The following is a 13,779-nucleotide window of genomic DNA, read 5'->3' as shown; positions in this document are numbered from 1 at the left end:
CCCGGACTGACCGGCGGCCTCGCTCAGGAGGCGTCGTGCCGCGGCGCCCCGGGGAGGGTCCGGTTCGCCTCCTGGACGCGCGGTCTCCGGTGCCAGTGCGGACGGTGGACGGACACGGAGGCGGCGGCGCGGCGCGTCAGCGCTCCCAGGGCGATCAGGGCCACCGTCCACGTGCCGACGAAGGTGTAGATCAGGATCGGCGCGTCGGCGCGCACCGCTTCGATCAGCAGGACCAGTGACCCGGCGGCCAGACAGCCCAGCAGCGCCGCCAGCCAGCGCACCGGGGTTCTGCGCACCCGCCGGAAGGCCGTGGCGGCCCAACTGGACAGCCGGCGCAGGAGCCGGCCCTCACGGCGGAAGTTGATCTCCATGCCGGCGAGAATCCGGCGTTCCTCGTCGGTGAGTTCTACAGCGTCCATAGGCCATCTCCGCGATGTCTGGCCTCCAGGGGGAGGCCGCCCTCCTGCGCTTCTTCGCTCAACACCGGCCGCGCTCGCGGTCGGACGATACGCCGTGCTCCGCACCGTGCCGTCGCCCACCTCGAAAGAGTGGCAGGTCTCCGGCCGGTTCAGCTTCGCACGGGGGCGAAGGGCCGCCGGCCGGCCGGAGAACTCTGTACTGAAGCCGCTTCCCCCGCGAACGGGCGGCAAACGCCCGGGGCCGGACGGTACTCCCGCGGTCCACGGGGACCCGAGCGTCCGCTTGACGCGCGACGGACCGGCCCGCACCGCGCCGGGAGTCCCTGGCGGCGTGCGGGCCGGTCCGTGGCGGACGGCCGGGAGAGCGGCGGTGGTGCGGGCCGGTCAGATTCCCTGCTGGTCCTGGGGGATGCGCTCCAGCAGGCCGCGCAGGTCGTCCGCGTGCTCCTCCTCCTGGGCCAGCAGGTCCTCGAACACCCGGCGGGTGGTCGGGTCGCCGTCACCGAGCCACTTGGCGATCTCGGTGTAGGAGGCGATGGCGACGCGCTCCGCCACCAGGTCCTCCTTGATCATGTCGATCAGGCCGGGGCTCTCGTCGTACTGGGCGTGCGACCGCTTGGTGAGCGTGTCCGGGTTGAAGTCCGGCTCCCCGCCCAGCTGGACGATGCGCTTCGCCAGCTTGTCGGCGTGCTCCTGCTCCTCGCCCGCGTGCTCCAGGAACTCGGCCGCGACCGGCTCGGAGTACAGGCCGCTGGCCGTGTAGTAGTGCCGCTTGTAGCGGAGCACGCACACCAGCTCGGTGGCCAGCGCCTCGTTCAGCACCTGCAGGACCCGGTCCAGGTCCGCGCCGTACGCGTCGGTCACCGGACCCTTCTCCATCTCCTTGCGCGCCCGGCTCCGGAGGGTTTCGATGTCGGTCAGGAACTCCGCCATGTCGTTACTACCGTCCTTCGTGATCTGCGGCCAAGACGAACGGGTGACCCGTCCACGCGCTGCGCGTACCCGGCTGTCCCCCCTCGTACGCCCGCCGCGGCCGCAGATCAGCCGCCCGGCCCCGCCGTGTCCTGCGTCAGGACGTCATTCGGCGGAGTCCGGCGCTCCGCCGTCGAACCAGACGCGGGTGTCCGCCGGCACCAGCCGCGCCCCTCCGCCGCGTTGATCAGCACGATGGGGATCCGCCGCTCCTTCAACATCCGCCCGTGCTCGGGGCCCGCGTCCGCGTAGCTGGCGCCGACGAAGATGATGCCGCCGATGTTCTGGTCCAGCAGCATCCGGATGTAGTGCGCCTCCGAGACACCGTCCGCGGTCCGGGTGCGCAGCACCGGGACCAGGCCGCGCTTGGCCGTTGAACACCCGGCTGACCGTCGCCTCGCTGACGCCCGCGAACCCGGCTATTTAGGAAAGTCGTTTCGTCACAGCGCTGAAGCTACAGCAGCGTCCGCAAAAATGGAGATCACTAACGCAAGAAAGTAACTTTCTTTGCATTCGGGTCGAGGTCCCTGCCGACTCCCCGTCCCCGCACGGCCGTTGCTCCGTGCACCCGCGCGGAGACGGGGTAGCAGTCCTGCATGGGCTCGGAGCCGACCCCCGCGACCCGCCCGGTGCACCCCGGCCCGGACGGCGGTCCGCCCGTCCGGGGGCCGAGGCCCGTGCGGGTGGCGCGCCGGATCTGGCGGCGGGGCGTCGAGATAGAACTCATGCAGCGGTCGATGAGCTTCGCCGCGCTGGGCCTGGTGACGCTGGTCCCGCTGCTGATCGTCGTGGCGGCTGCCCTGGGCCACAACGGCCAGGGGTTCGTGCAGTGGATCCGGGACGCGCTCGGGGTGCGGGGCAGCTCCGCGGCTGCCGTGGAGAGCCTGTTCAGCTCCCCCGCGCGGGTGCTCAGTACGACGACCGCGCTCAGCCTGGCGTCCGTGGCCGTCTTCGGGCTCTCCTTCATCGCCGCCATCCAGACCGCCTACGAGCGCATCTGGGACCTGCCGTCCGCACCCTGGCACGCCACCTGGCGGCGGGCGCTGGCACTGGCGGTCCTGGTCGGCTACCTGCTGACGGCCGAGTACGCGGAGCACGTCCTGGAGGGCACCCCGTTGCAGCCGTTCCTGCGCATCCTGGTGACCGGCGGCGGGGGCGTGGCGTTCTTCTGGTGGAGCCAGCACTTCCTGCTCTGCGGCCGCGTCGGGCCGCGGCTGCTGCTGCCCGGCGCCCTGCTGACCGTGGCCGGCCTGGTCGGGCTCCGGTTCTTCTCCATCGCCGTCTTCGCTCCGCTGATCGCCGGCAGCGCGGTCTCCTACGGGCCGATCGGAACCGTCCTGATCGTGCAGTCCTGGCTGATAGGCATCGGCTTCGTCATCTATGCGGGAGCTCTGGCGGGGCAGGGGATGTACGAGCGCAAGCGTCCCCAGGGACGGTGAGCGCACCGTCGTCCGACCGTTGGAGAGGCACACAGTGGAGCGTTGGCAGTACGGCTTTCTGTACATCGGGTACTACGGGCCCCAGGGGGCCGAGAAGGTCTTCGAGCTGGTGGTCACCGGCCAGGGCGCGGAGATCGCCGCGCTGGAGGACTCGACGCTGCAGACCCCCACCCTGATCCTGGCCCGGCTCGACCGCCTCGGCGGCGAGGGCTGGCTGCTGGAGGCGCGCGGCGACGCCGAGTACAGCGCCCAGGGCATGGCACCCGCCTGGATGGTCGACAAGGTCAGGGAACTGGATCCCACGGGCGCGATGGGGACGTACTCGATCTACACGATGCGGCGCCTGGTGGGCTGACCGCGGCCGGCCGCCGTCAGCGGTTCTCGCACTCGCGGGCGGCCAGCGGCGGGCCGTCCACCGCGCAGTGCATGCGCGGCGCGGGCGGCTCCTCGCCCCGGGGCGCGGCCGGCGCCCCGGCCTGCGGCGGGGTGCGGATCGTCGCGGCGGCCAGCGCGGCGCCCGCCGCCAGCAGCGCCGCGGCGATGACCAGTGAGACGTGGAAGCCGTGCGAGAACGCCACCGGGTCGTCGTAGCTGCGGCCCGACAGGCCGGCGACGGCCGGCAGCGCGGCGACGGCGATGAGCCCGGCCGCGCGGGCCACGGCGTTGTTGACCCCCGACGCCACCCCGGCGTGCTCGGCGCCGACCGCGTCCAGGACCGTGGCGGTGAGCGGGGCGACCAGCACGGCCAGGCCGAAGCCCAGCACGACCACGGCGGGCAGCACGTCCCGCACGTAGTCGGCGTCCGGCCCGATCCGGAACATCAGCAGGATCGCGGCCGCGCAGATCAGCGGGCCGACGGTCATCGGCAGCCGCGGCCCGATGCGCTGCGAGAGCCGGCCGAAGCGCGCGGAGAGCAGCAGCATCATGACCGTGATCGGCAGCATCGCCGTCCCGGCGGCCAGCGGCGCGAAGCCGGAGACGACCTGCAGTTGCACGGCGAGCAGGAAGAACACGCCGCCGAAGGCCGCGTAGACGGCGAACGTGACCCCGTTCGCGGCGCTGAACTGCCGTACGGCGAACATGCTCAGCGGCAGCATCGGGTGCGCCTGCCGCGCCTCCGCGACGAGGAAGCCCGCCAGCGCCGCCACCCCCAGCACGCCGCTGACCAGCACCGTCGCCGACCCGGCGCCGTGCTCGGGGGCGGCGATGATCGCGTAGGTGATGCCCGCGAGGCCGATACAGCTCAGGGCCGCGCCGAGCACGTCGATGCGCCCGGCCGCCGCCGGGTCGCGGGTCTCGGGGACGTGCCGCCGCGCGACGAGGACGACGGCGACGGCCAGCGGGGCGTTGATGAGGAAGACCCAGCGCCAGGAGGCCGCCTGGACGAGCCAGCCGCCGAGGAACGGGCCGACCGCGGTCGCGACGCCGCCGAAGGCGGACCACGCGCCGATCGCCCGCGCCCGGTCCTCCGGGTGGAAGGACGCCTGGATCATGGCCAGGCTGCCGGGCATCAGCAGCGCTCCCCCGACGCCCTGCAGGGCTCTGGCGGCCAGCAGCAGGCCCGCCGAGGGCGCCAGCCCGCACAGCAGTGACGCGGCGGCGAACCACAGGACGCCGACGTTGAAGACCCGGCGGCGGCCGTACCGGTCGCCCAGCGCTCCGCCCAGCAGGATCAGCGACGCCAGGGCGACGGTGTACGCGGTCACCGCCCACTGCAGGGTGCCGAACCCGGCGCCGAAGTCCCGGCCGATCGCCGGCAGGGCGATGTTGACGACGGTGGCGTCGATCCCGGCCAGTGCCGACCCGAGGATGGAGGCCACCAGCACCCACCGGCCCGCGGCCGTACGGACGCGGATCTGCCCGGCGGAACCGGCGGCGCCGGGCTGCCCGGCCCCGTCCGGCCCGCGCCGGACCGTCTGCGACTTGGAGAACATGCGGGCCCACCGTCCTGATCCGGGCAGCCGGGGCCGTCGAGGGCCCGGCCGGGACCCCTCACGCTAGGTCCGCCGATCTCCGGCGGCAAGCGGTCCGCGGCCCGGACGGCGTCAGGCCTCGATGTCCCGCAGGCGCTCCATCTCGCGGCGGTCGCGCTTGGTCGGGCGGCCCGCGCCGCGGTCGCGGCGGCCCAGCGCCAGGATGTCCTCGCGCGCGGGCGGCGGCGGGCTGTTGTCGACGAAGCACTCCGCGGCGACGGGCGCGCCGACGCGCTTGCGCACGATGCGCGAGACGACCACGACGCGCTCGGCGCCCTCCCCGCGCAGCCGTACCTCGTCCCCGGCCTTCACCGTCTGGGCCGGTTTCGCGCGCTCGCCGTTGACCTTGACGTGGCCGGCGCGGCACGCCGCGGCGGCCATCGACCGGGTCTTCGTCAGCCGTACGGACCAGATCCAACTGTCGACCCGTACGGTCCCCTCGTCTGCAGCCATGGCACGACCTTAAACCGCCGGGCGGCGACCGGGTCGGGCCCGGGCGGTGTCAGCGACCGCCGACGGCCCCGCTCTCCACGGCCACCGGCCGCGGGCCCGCGCGGTGTCCGTCCGCGGCGGCGGACCGGCGCGACGGGATCGCCGCCCGCCACAGCCGGACGCACGACAGCACCGTCGCCGCCGCGAGCAGGCCGTTGCGCGCGACCAGGACGGCGACGCCCTGCCAGGAGCTGTTGAGCACCGCGCCGAAGAAGAGCGGGAAGTCCACCGCGGTGACGGCGGTGGCGAGCAGCAGCAGCACCGCCACCGGCCGCTGGGTGGTGCCGCGCACCGTCAGGCACACGGCCGCCAGGGCGAGCAGCCAGATCATGTACTGCGGGCTGATCACGCGGCTGGTGGCGGTGAACAGCAGCACCGCCGTCAGGGCCGCGTCGTAGACGGTGGCCTCGCTCCAGACGCGGGCGCGCCAGCGCCACAGCAGCAGCCAGCCGAACGCCACCGCGGTCAGCAGCAGCGAGCCGCGGGCGACGGTGGACACGTACGGGCCGAGGAACTCGAACGAGCCGTAGTGCACCCGGACGTGCCCCGGCCAGCCGCCGAGCCGGGCCAGGTGCAGCAGGGTGCCACCCATCGACTCGACCTCCACTCCCCGGTTGCCCTGCGAGGACAGGAAGCCGAACGTGCCGCGGAAGCCGACCGCCAGCAGCGCCAGCAGCACCGCCGCGGACGCGAGGACCGCGCTCCAGGCCTGGCGGGTGGAGCGGCCGCGGGGGGTGCCGAGCACGACCAGCGCCGGCCACACCTTGATCATCGCCGCGATCCCGGCGAGCGCGCCGCCCAGCCGGGGCCGCCGGTTGACCACCAGCAGCGAGAGCACGGCCAGCGCGGCCACCGCCACGTCGAACCGCGCGAAGGGCAGTGCCAGCAGCAGGGGCAGGCCCACCACCCACAGCCAGGCCCCGGCCGCGCTGCCGCGCCCGCCGCGCGCCGCGCGGGCCAGGGCCAGCACCACCACGGCATCGGCCAGCACCATCAGCACGACGAAACCCTGCAGGTACGACACCAGGGGCAGCAGCGCGGGGGCGAGCATCAGCAGCCCGGCGCCCGGCGGGTACTGCCAGGTGACGTCCCCGACCGGGAACGATCCCGCGCGCAGCTCCCCCGCCCAGCGCGCGTACAGCCGGTGCACCTCCGCGGCGATGTCCCCGTTCCCGGTGCGCAGCAAGGCCAGCATCACCAGCCGCGAGGCCACCCAGTAGGCGGCCGGCAGCCACCAGCGGGACCAGGTGCCGTCAGTGCCGCCGTCCACCCCGCACGCGCATCCCGTGCACCCGGCTCCACCGCACGACGCCACCCGAACCTCCACCGTCCACGTCACCCGCCAACCACGCCACCCCCGACGCTAAAACACGGCAAAAGCTGACAAAATGACCAACACGCAGAAACGTTCACCTAAGGCCGGGTCGGGCGAACGGCCGCGGCTCGGCAGGGGCCCGAAAAGGCCGCGGCTACGCGTCCGCCACCAGGCCCTCCAGGAGCGCGACGGCGTGGGCGGGACCGGGCAGCGCGGCGATCTCGTCCCGCAGGCGCTCGGCGGCCAGCCGGTAGGACGCGTCCGCCAGCACCTCGACGACCGCCTCGCGCACGTGGTCCGGCGCGGCCCGCACCGCGTCGAGCACCCGGGAGACCCCGAGGGCGGCACAACGGGCCGCGTTCTGGGGCTGGTCGGCGCCCATCGGGATCAGCACCGACGGCAGACCGTACGCCAGCGCGCCGATCACGCTGCCGGACCCGCCGTGCGAGACGACCACGTCGCAGTGCGGCAGGAGCGCCGCCTGCGGGACGAAGCGCTCGATGCGCACATGGGCGGGCTGCGGTCCGAGCTCCGCGGGGTCGACGTCCTTGCCGACCGTCACGACGACGTTGACCGGCAGGTCCCGCAGCCCCGCCAGCACCCGCGCGAACAGGTCGCCGGACTCCACGTTGAACACGGTGCCCAGGGTGAAGTAGACGGTCGGCCCGTCGCCCAGCTCGGCGATCCACGGCGGCACCGCCTCCGGCGGCACCGGGTCCAGGCCGCGCGGGCGCAGCGCCTGCCCGGTGGGCGGCAGCGGGAAGTCCGGGTGGCGGAAGCCGGGCGGGAAGGGCGCCAGGACGAGGTGGCGGTCGAGCATGCCGAGGCCGGGATCGGCGGGCAGGTTGTGGGCGGCGCGCAGCGCGGCCAGCGGCTCCGCGATCACGTGGTGCCGTACGAAGGAGCCGTCGGCGATGACGAGCACCCGTGCGTACGGCAGCGCGCTGCGCTCGGCCGCGACCACGCTGCCGAAGTCCATCTCCTCGACCACCACGAGGTCGGGGCGCCACGCGGCGAACAGCTCGAGCCCGCTCGCGGCGCGCTCGCGGGCCATGTGGCCGGCGAAGGCCTCGCGCAGCGTGCGGTCCTCGCGCTCGGCGCTGACCGCGAGCAGCGGGCGCCGCTCCGCGGGCCGGTCGTCGCCGTCCGCCCCCAGGACGTCGAAGCCCGCCGCCGCCACCGTCCGCACCATGCCGGGGCCGCAGGTGAACGCGACGGTGTGGCCCGCGGCCCGCGCGGCGGCCGCGATCGGGACCAGTGGTTCGAAGTGGCCGTTTCCTCCGACGAAGGTGAACAGAATGCGCACCGTGGCGCCCCCTCTCGCTCGCGAAGCCCGCCATCATGCCACCACCGCGCGAACGGCTCCCGCGCCGCGGGCCGTCAACCGGTGGGATTGGGTTCCACCAGCAGTCGGGCGTAGTTGGCCGCCGAGCGCTGGTAGCGGGGCAGGTGGCCGGCCAGCGCCGTCAGCGCGAGCGACAGCGCCTCGCGTTCGCGGCCGGTGTCCGCCAGGGCGAGGGCGAGGAAGACGGTGACGGCGTCGTTCAGGTGGTCGGAGCCGGCGTCGCGTTCGGCGGTCAGCAGGGCGACGCCCTCCGGCGCGCGGCCGAGGTTGCGCAGCGAGCTGGCCAGCTGGATCACCGCCCGGCGGCGGCGCTCGCCCGCGAGCCCGCGGTCGAGGGCCTGGCGGTAGAGCGGGACCGCGAGGTCGGAGCGGCCGGTCGAGTCGAACGCGGCGGCCCGTTCGAACAGCCCGGCCGGATGGTCCGGCGGCAGCTCGGCGGCGAGCTTCCCGATCCGGGCGCGGAAGTCGTCCTCGCCGTAGGTGTCGATGGCGGCCCACAGCTCCGCGCTCCGCTCCTCCCACCCGGCGTCGGTCGTATCGGTCGCGTCGGTCGCCGCGTCGTTCATGTCGTGCTCCCCTCACCGTGGCCCGCCGGACGGCGGCGCCGCTCTCGGGGATCATCCTGCGAGCCTTGCTACGCTCCCCACCAGTCATTCGGCCGGGACCGAATCACTCGCCGGCCCACCCGACCCCGCGGGGAGCACACCATCGCCGTCACTCTGCGGTTCAGCCCCGCCGACCTGCGGCGCTGCCGGTTCGCGGTCTCCCCCGCGCTGGAGACGCTCGCCGCGATCCGCGTCGCCACCGGCGAGCAGGGTCCCGGCCACCACCGGCGGTGGCTGGACTCGGTCCGCCCCGCGCTCGCCGGGCTCGACCTGCGGCCGATCACCCTGCTGCAGCCCCGGCGCGGGTACACCCCCGACTTCCTGTCCCCGCCGCCCACCGGGCCGCTCGCCACCTTCGACGAGGACCTCGCCCGCATCGCGGCGACCCCGCCGGCGCAGGTCCGCGCCGAGATCGCCCGCTCACTGCGGGAGAGCCCCGGAGCGGCGGACAGCGAGACCGGACGGCTGCTGCTCGGCGAGCCGGCCGGCGTCCTGGACCTGCTGACGCGGCGGGTCCGCGAGGCCTGGCACGCCCTGGTCGAACCGGTCTGGCCGCGGGTGCGCGACCTGCTCGACGCCGACGTCGGCTTCCAGTCCCGGCGGCTGGCCGAGGGCGGTCTCGACCGGCTGTTCGCCGAGCTCCACCCGATGCTGCGGTGGCACGACAACGTCCTGACGCGGGAGTTCGGCGACGACGACCGGCGCGAGCTGCGCGGTGAGGGCCTGGTGCTGGTGCCCAGCGCGTTCAAGTGGGACGAGGTGGTCATCGTCGTGGACCCGCCCTGGCAGCCCACCGCCGTCTACCCGGTACGCGGCCTGGGCACCCTGTGGCAGCCCCCGCGCGGCACCGGGGACGCCGCGCTCGCCCGGCTGATCGGCCGCACCCGGGCCGCGCTGCTGACCGGCCTGACCGAACCGGCCTCGACCTCCGCGCTCGCCCACCGCCACGCCCTGGCGGGCGGCACGGTCTCGGAGCACCTCTCGATCCTGCGCGACGCGGGCTTCGTCGTCGGCGAGCGCCACCGCCACGAGATCCGCTACCGCCGCACCGACCTCGGCCACGCGGTGGCGCGGCGGGAATCGACGGGCGCGGGCTAACGGCCGTGCCGGCTGAACTTCCGGACCGCCAGCGGAACGAAGACCAGCAGCAGGAGCGCCGACCAGCCGAGGGTGGCGGCGACGGGGTGCTCCAGCGGCCAGGGGGCGTCCGCGGCCAGGGCGCCGGGATTGCCGAACAGGTCCCGGCAGGCGGTGACGACGGCGCTCATCGGGTTCCACTCCGCGATCGTGCGCAGCCAGCCGGGCATGCCGCCGGTGGGCACGAAGGCGTTGGTGATCATCGCCACGGGCAGCACGAGGACCCCCACCTGCGCGGCGACGTCCTCCTTGGCCACGGCGAGGCCGAGGTAGATGCCCATCCAGGTCATGGTGAAGCGGAAGAGCACCAGCAGGGCGAAGGCGGTGAGCGCGTCGGCTGCGCCACCGCGGATCCGCCAGCCGACGGCCAGGCCGATCGCGGCCAGCACCAGCAGGACGACCACCCCGACCACCAGGTCGGCGACGACCTGCCCCAGCAGCACCGCCGGGCGCGAGACGGACAGCGAGCGCAGCCGGTCGGTGACGCCCCGGCCGATGTCCCGGGCCGCACCGATCATCGTCGGCATGATGCCGTTGACCGCCACCATGGCGAACAGCCCGGGCACCAGGAACTCCCGGTAGTCGCCGCCGCCGGGCACCGTCATGGCGCTGCCGAAGACGTAGCCGAACACCACCACCATGACGGCGGGCACGATCAGCGAGGCCAGGATCAGACCGGGCGAGTGCCGGTAGTACAGCAGGACGCGCAGCGCCAGGGTGGTCGCGTCGCAGGCCGCGCGGCGCAGCGGTCCGGGGCGCGCGGTGGCGGGGGCGACGGTCGGCGGCAGGGTGGCGGTGGTCATCGGACGGCCTCTCCGGAGGTGGTCGCGGTGCGGGCGGCGGCGCCGTCCCCGGTCAGGGCCAGGAAGACGTCGTCGAGGGAGGGCGGCCGCAGTGACGCGTCCAGGGCGACGACGCCGGCCGCGTCCAGTTCCCGCACCAGGTGCGGCAGGGACACGGTCCGGCCGGGCGCGGTGACGACGCCGAGCCGCCGTGCGACCGGGTCGGCGGCGGGCTCGCCGCCGGTCAGCCGGGCCAGGACCCCGGCCGCGGTGCCGAGGTGCGCCGCGTCCCGTACCGCGACCTCGACCCTGATACCGATGGACGCCTTGAGCCGCTCCGGCGGGCCCGAGGCGATCACCTGCCCCCGGTCCATCACGGCGATGTCGTCGGCGAGCCGGTCGGCCTCGTCCAGATACTGGGTGGTGAGCAGGACCGTGGTCCCGGTCGCCGCCAACTCCCGCACGGTGTCCCAGATGTCGCCCCGGCTCCGCGGGTCGAGGCCGGTGGTGGGCTCGTCCAGGAAGAGCACGGGCGGCTGGGTGATGAGGCTGGCGACCAGGTCCAGGCGCCTGCGCATGCCTCCGGAGTAGGTGCGCACGAGCCGGTGCGCGGCCTCGGCCAGGTCGAAGCGCTCCAGCAGTTCGTCGGCGCGCCGCCGGGCGGCGGCCGAGCCGAGGTGGTGCAGGCGTCCGAGCAGGTACAGGTTGTCCCGGCCGGTGATGCCCTCCTCGACGGCCGCGTGCTGCCCGGCCAGGCCGATCCGGCGCCGGACGGCGTCCGCCTCCCGCACCACGTCGAAGCCCGCGACCCGGGCGTGCCCGGCGTCGGGCGCCACCAGCGTGGCGAGGACGCGCACGGCCGTGGTCTTGCCGGCGCCGTTCGGGCCGAGCAGTCCGCACACCGTGCCGACGGGAACCGTCAGGTCCAGGCCGCGCAGCGCGTGCGTGGCGCCGAAGCGCTTGTGGAGGCCTTCGACGGCTATCGCCGGAGTTCCGCGGGCCGTGTCGCGCATGGGCATGGGGCACCTCACCTTTACTAGGTACGTCGTACGTAGACGAGCGAACGGCGCCAGCATACTACGTACGTCGTACGTAACTAAGATGGGGGCGAGGTGATCATCCATGCCGTCCAGCGCATCCCCGTCCGGCCCGGCCGACTCCGGCCGCGGAGCCGTCTCCGCCCGAGCCCCTGAAGTGATCTGGCTGCGCCCCGAGCGCGCCGGCCGCGGACCGCGCCCGGCGCACAGCCGCGCGGCGATCGCCGCCGCCGCCATCGAGATCGCCGACGCGGGCGGGCTCGACGCGGTCTCCATGCGGCGGGTCGCCGCCGCGCTCGGGGCCGGGACGATGTCGCTGTACAACTACGTGCCCAAGAAGGAGCACCTGTTCGACCTGATGCTGGACGCCGTCGTGGGCGAGTTCGTGCTCCCCGACGAGCCCGGCGGCGACCCCCGGGCCGACCTGACCCTGCTGGGCCACCAGATGCGGGCCGCGATGCGGCGCCACCACTGGGTGTCGGGCCTGCTGGTCTCCCGGCCGTCCCTGGGCCCGAACGCGTTGCGCTGCATGGAGTACTTCCTCGGGGCGATGGAGCCCACGGGGCTGGACGGTCCCGCGATGATGGAGGCGTTCACACTGCTCAACGGCTTCGTCAGCCAGTTCGCCGAGTGGGAGCACGCCACCGCGCGGGCCGGGGGCGGCGAGGGCGCGAGCGGGGCGCAGTGGCACACCGAAGTGGCCGCCTACCTGCAGGGCGTGGCGCTCAGCGGCCGGTACCCGCGGCTGACCCGGGCGCTCGCCGGCAGCGGCCCACCGCCGGACGCCGACACGGTCTTCGAGCGCTCGCTCGGCCGGCTGCTGACCGTCCTGACCCAGCCCCCCGCGTAACGCCGGGGGCCGCGACCCGCGCCGTCAGGCCGTCGGGCGCTCGTACAGGCCGTTGAGGCGGTGGTCGAGGTCGACCAGGTCCGGATGGCGGGCGACGAAGCGCCTGCCGCGCTCCCGCTCGCGGACCGCGTCGCGCACACTGCGCCGGGCGGCGCGGTGCAGCGCCGCGGCGAAGCGGGCGGCGGGCTGACCGGCGGCGGCCAGTTCCGCGGCCACGGCGCGGAACTCCGCGTCGACCTCGGCGAGATGGGGACCGCGCCGCTCGGCCGCGTCCTCGACCGCGATCCGGGCCTCGGCCCGGTCGATGCCCAGGCGGGCGGCCAGCCGGAACGCGATCGTGTCCAGAACACGCTGCTGCTCGGGCGTCATGGATCCAGTGTCGCGCACGGACCCCCGTCGCGACAGCGTGTCAGCGGTTGTCCATCAGGCTTCGGGCTTCTCGTCCGGCGGGTTGGTCCGGCGGGTCTCCTGCGCGCGGCGGCGCAGGGTGTTGCGCCGGTATCCGGCCACGGCGATCACCAGGCCCGCGGCGAGACTGACGCCGACCCACAGGCCGAGCCACTCCAGAATGGTGATCGCCAGCGCCGCCACCTCCCTTGCCCTGCCGGCTGCGCAGGGCAGCCGGCGGCACGTGGGGCGAGCCTGTCAAAGCGACGAAATGGTCCCGGACCATGCCGAACCACCCTGACGGGATTGTCCCACCCGGGATGGCCGGAAAGGGCGACTTCCCGCAACGGTCACTCCTGTGGGGGAAGGCGCCCGTTCAAACCTCCGCCGGCCCCTCGGCTCAGACCTCGGCGCCGGTTCCCGCTCCCGACCGCTCCGCCTCGTACCGCTCCCGCAGTTGGCCGGCGTAGCGGCGCAGGCTGTCGGGGCTCAGCGCCTGGCCGCTGCGGCCGGTCACGTTGTACTTGACGAAGAGGATCTTCGCGAGATCGTCGAAGGTCGGGTACTGGCCCAGGGCGTCGGTCAGTTCGACGAAGGCCGCGTAGAGGGTGTCGAGGCGCGTGGCCGCACCCGTGGACGCGGGGGCCGGCTGCTCGCGCACGGCCACGGGTTCCGGCTCGGGCGCCGGCGCCTCGTCCGGCACCGGGTACGAGGCGTCCGGCTCGTCCGCGGGCAGCACCGGGACGGGGGTGAACCAGAGGTTCTCGTACCCCTCGTCGGCGGTGGGCTGCCCCGGGTGGGCCCGGCCGTCGACGCCGTCCGGGGCGGCGGACTGCTCGTGGCGCGTCGCCCCGCCCTGCTCGGCGTCCGCGACCGCGCCGGCGCCGTCCGGTTCGGCGGTGCCGGCGGTGACGGCCGCCACGACGGGGGCGGTGATGCCGGCGGCGGCGAGGCCGAGGGGGGCGGTTTCGGCGAGGGGGATGCCGTAGCGGGCCAGGCGCAGGGGCATGAGGGCTTCGACGGGGG

At 74.6% G+C, this 13,779-nt stretch carries 16 protein-coding genes and 1 pseudogene; 4 read left to right on the top strand and 13 right to left on the bottom strand.

Going from position 1 to position 13,779, the window contains the following annotated elements; genetic code table 11:
• Positions 1-23: 23 nt before the first annotated feature.
• The 3 genes from ABZ721_RS29450 to ABZ721_RS29440 all read right to left on the bottom strand — a co-directional run bounded on the left by ABZ721_RS29450 (position 24) and on the right by ABZ721_RS29440 (position 1,741).
• Entirely contained in the window at positions 24-419 is a 396-nt protein-coding gene (locus ABZ721_RS29450) for a hypothetical protein (RefSeq protein ID WP_358791784.1), read from the bottom strand.
• 384 nt (positions 420-803) lie between these two features.
• The gene (locus tag ABZ721_RS29445) at positions 804-1,352 is read right to left on the bottom strand and encodes a ferritin-like domain-containing protein (protein ID WP_358791783.1); all 549 of its coding nucleotides are present in this window, start codon (positions 1,350-1,352) and stop codon (positions 804-806) included.
• A 107-nt stretch (positions 1,353-1,459) separates the two neighbouring features.
• Positions 1,460-1,741, bottom strand: coding sequence for a hypothetical protein (locus tag ABZ721_RS29440; protein WP_358791782.1), 282 nt, complete (start codon positions 1,739-1,741; stop codon positions 1,460-1,462).
• Positions 1,742-1,987: 246 nt separating this feature from the next.
• Here ABZ721_RS29440 and ABZ721_RS29435 point away from each other — a divergent pair, with 246 nt between their 5' ends.
• Together ABZ721_RS29435 and ABZ721_RS29430 are read left to right on the top strand one after the other, a co-directional pair.
• Positions 1,988-2,830 (top strand): ribonuclease BN, encoded by an 843-nt coding sequence (locus tag ABZ721_RS29435; RefSeq protein ID WP_358791781.1) that lies wholly within the window; start codon positions 1,988-1,990, stop codon positions 2,828-2,830.
• A gap of 34 nt (positions 2,831-2,864) precedes the next feature.
• Positions 2,865-3,185 carry a hypothetical protein gene (locus tag ABZ721_RS29430; RefSeq protein WP_358791780.1) on the top strand — a complete coding sequence of 107 codons (321 nt, stop codon included), beginning with the start codon at positions 2,865-2,867 and terminating at the stop codon, positions 3,183-3,185.
• A 16-nt stretch (positions 3,186-3,201) separates the two neighbouring features.
• On the opposite strand, the gene ABZ721_RS29425 is transcribed toward ABZ721_RS29430, so the two are convergent.
• From ABZ721_RS29425 to ABZ721_RS29405, 5 genes are all read right to left on the bottom strand, one after another.
• Positions 3,202-4,764, bottom strand: a complete 1,563-nt coding sequence (locus ABZ721_RS29425) for a DHA2 family efflux MFS transporter permease subunit (protein WP_358791779.1) — start codon at positions 4,762-4,764, stop codon at positions 3,202-3,204.
• Positions 4,765-4,875: 111 nt separating this feature from the next.
• Positions 4,876-5,256, bottom strand: a complete 381-nt coding sequence (locus ABZ721_RS29420) for an RNA-binding S4 domain-containing protein (RefSeq protein ID WP_358791778.1) — start codon at positions 5,254-5,256, stop codon at positions 4,876-4,878.
• A gap of 49 nt (positions 5,257-5,305) precedes the next feature.
• On the bottom strand, positions 5,306-6,565 hold the full coding sequence (locus tag ABZ721_RS29415; protein ID WP_358791777.1) for a glycosyltransferase 87 family protein: 1,260 nt from the start codon (positions 6,563-6,565) through the stop codon (positions 5,306-5,308).
• Positions 6,566-6,764: 199 nt separating this feature from the next.
• A complete protein-coding gene (locus ABZ721_RS29410; protein WP_358791776.1) occupies positions 6,765-7,916 on the bottom strand; it encodes a glycosyltransferase in 1,152 nt (383 codons plus the stop codon).
• Between the two features lie 74 nt (positions 7,917-7,990).
• Positions 7,991-8,521 carry a tetratricopeptide repeat protein gene (locus tag ABZ721_RS29405; protein ID WP_358791775.1) on the bottom strand — a complete coding sequence of 177 codons (531 nt, stop codon included), beginning with the start codon at positions 8,519-8,521 and terminating at the stop codon, positions 7,991-7,993.
• Between the two features lie 3 nt (positions 8,522-8,524).
• On the opposite strand from ABZ721_RS29405, the gene ABZ721_RS29400 reads away from it, so the two are divergent.
• Entirely contained in the window at positions 8,525-9,658 is a 1,134-nt protein-coding gene (locus ABZ721_RS29400) for a DUF5937 family protein (protein WP_358791774.1), read from the top strand.
• Here ABZ721_RS29400 and ABZ721_RS29395 read toward each other — a convergent pair.
• Both ABZ721_RS29395 and ABZ721_RS29390 read right to left on the bottom strand, forming a co-directional pair.
• Entirely contained in the window at positions 9,655-10,500 is an 846-nt protein-coding gene (locus tag ABZ721_RS29395; RefSeq protein WP_358791773.1) for an ABC transporter permease, read from the bottom strand. The genes ABZ721_RS29400 and ABZ721_RS29395 overlap by 4 nt on opposite strands.
• Entirely contained in the window at positions 10,497-11,498 is a 1,002-nt protein-coding gene (locus tag ABZ721_RS29390; RefSeq protein WP_358791772.1) for an ATP-binding cassette domain-containing protein, read from the bottom strand. Before ABZ721_RS29390 ends, ABZ721_RS29395 begins: the two co-directional genes overlap by 4 nt.
• Positions 11,499-11,601: 103 nt before the next feature.
• Between ABZ721_RS29390 and ABZ721_RS29385 the strand changes: the two genes are divergently transcribed.
• Entirely contained in the window at positions 11,602-12,366 is a 765-nt protein-coding gene (locus ABZ721_RS29385; protein WP_358791771.1) for a TetR/AcrR family transcriptional regulator C-terminal domain-containing protein, read from the top strand.
• Between the two features lie 24 nt (positions 12,367-12,390).
• Here ABZ721_RS29385 and ABZ721_RS29380 read toward each other — a convergent pair whose 3' ends face one another.
• The 3 genes and pseudogenes from ABZ721_RS29380 to ABZ721_RS29370 form a co-directional block, all read right to left on the bottom strand.
• Positions 12,391-12,735, bottom strand: a complete 345-nt coding sequence (locus tag ABZ721_RS29380) for a hypothetical protein (protein WP_358791770.1) — start codon at positions 12,733-12,735, stop codon at positions 12,391-12,393.
• A 54-nt stretch (positions 12,736-12,789) separates the two neighbouring features.
• A complete protein-coding gene (locus tag ABZ721_RS29375; protein ID WP_358791769.1) occupies positions 12,790-12,957 on the bottom strand; it encodes a hypothetical protein in 168 nt (55 codons plus the stop codon).
• A 196-nt stretch (positions 12,958-13,153) separates the two neighbouring features.
• Positions 13,154-13,779: pseudogene (locus tag ABZ721_RS29370) on the bottom strand (hypothetical protein); the annotation flags it as partial.

Source organism: Streptomyces sp. NPDC006733 (genome assembly GCF_040636125.1).
In the GTDB taxonomy this organism is placed as follows: Bacteria; Actinomycetota; Actinomycetes; order Streptomycetales; family Streptomycetaceae; genus Actinacidiphila.
This window is presented reverse-complemented; position numbering and strand designations above follow the sequence as displayed.

Bases quoted from the DNA above. Each gene is read 5' to 3' on its own strand.
- ABZ721_RS29450 (WP_358791784.1), bottom strand. From the start codon at position 419: ATGGACGCTGTAGAACTCACCGACGAGGAACGCCGGATTCTCGCCGGC.
- ABZ721_RS29445 (WP_358791783.1), bottom strand. From the start codon at position 1,352: ATGGCGGAGTTCCTGACCGACATCGAAACCCTCCGGAGCCGGGCGCGC.
- ABZ721_RS29435 (WP_358791781.1), top strand. From the start codon at position 1,988: ATGGGCTCGGAGCCGACCCCCGCGACCCGCCCGGTGCACCCCGGCCCG.
- ABZ721_RS29425 (WP_358791779.1), bottom strand. From the start codon at position 4,764: ATGTTCTCCAAGTCGCAGACGGTCCGGCGCGGGCCGGACGGGGCCGGG.
- ABZ721_RS29420 (WP_358791778.1), bottom strand. From the start codon at position 5,256: ATGGCTGCAGACGAGGGGACCGTACGGGTCGACAGTTGGATCTGGTCC.
- ABZ721_RS29405 (WP_358791775.1), bottom strand. From the start codon at position 8,521: ATGAACGACGCGGCGACCGACGCGACCGATACGACCGACGCCGGGTGG.
- ABZ721_RS29395 (WP_358791773.1), bottom strand. From the start codon at position 10,500: ATGACCACCGCCACCCTGCCGCCGACCGTCGCCCCCGCCACCGCGCGC.
- ABZ721_RS29390 (WP_358791772.1), bottom strand. From the start codon at position 11,498: ATGCCCATGCGCGACACGGCCCGCGGAACTCCGGCGATAGCCGTCGAA.
- ABZ721_RS29385 (WP_358791771.1), top strand. From the start codon at position 11,602: ATGCCGTCCAGCGCATCCCCGTCCGGCCCGGCCGACTCCGGCCGCGGA.
- ABZ721_RS29380 (WP_358791770.1), bottom strand. From the start codon at position 12,735: ATGACGCCCGAGCAGCAGCGTGTTCTGGACACGATCGCGTTCCGGCTG.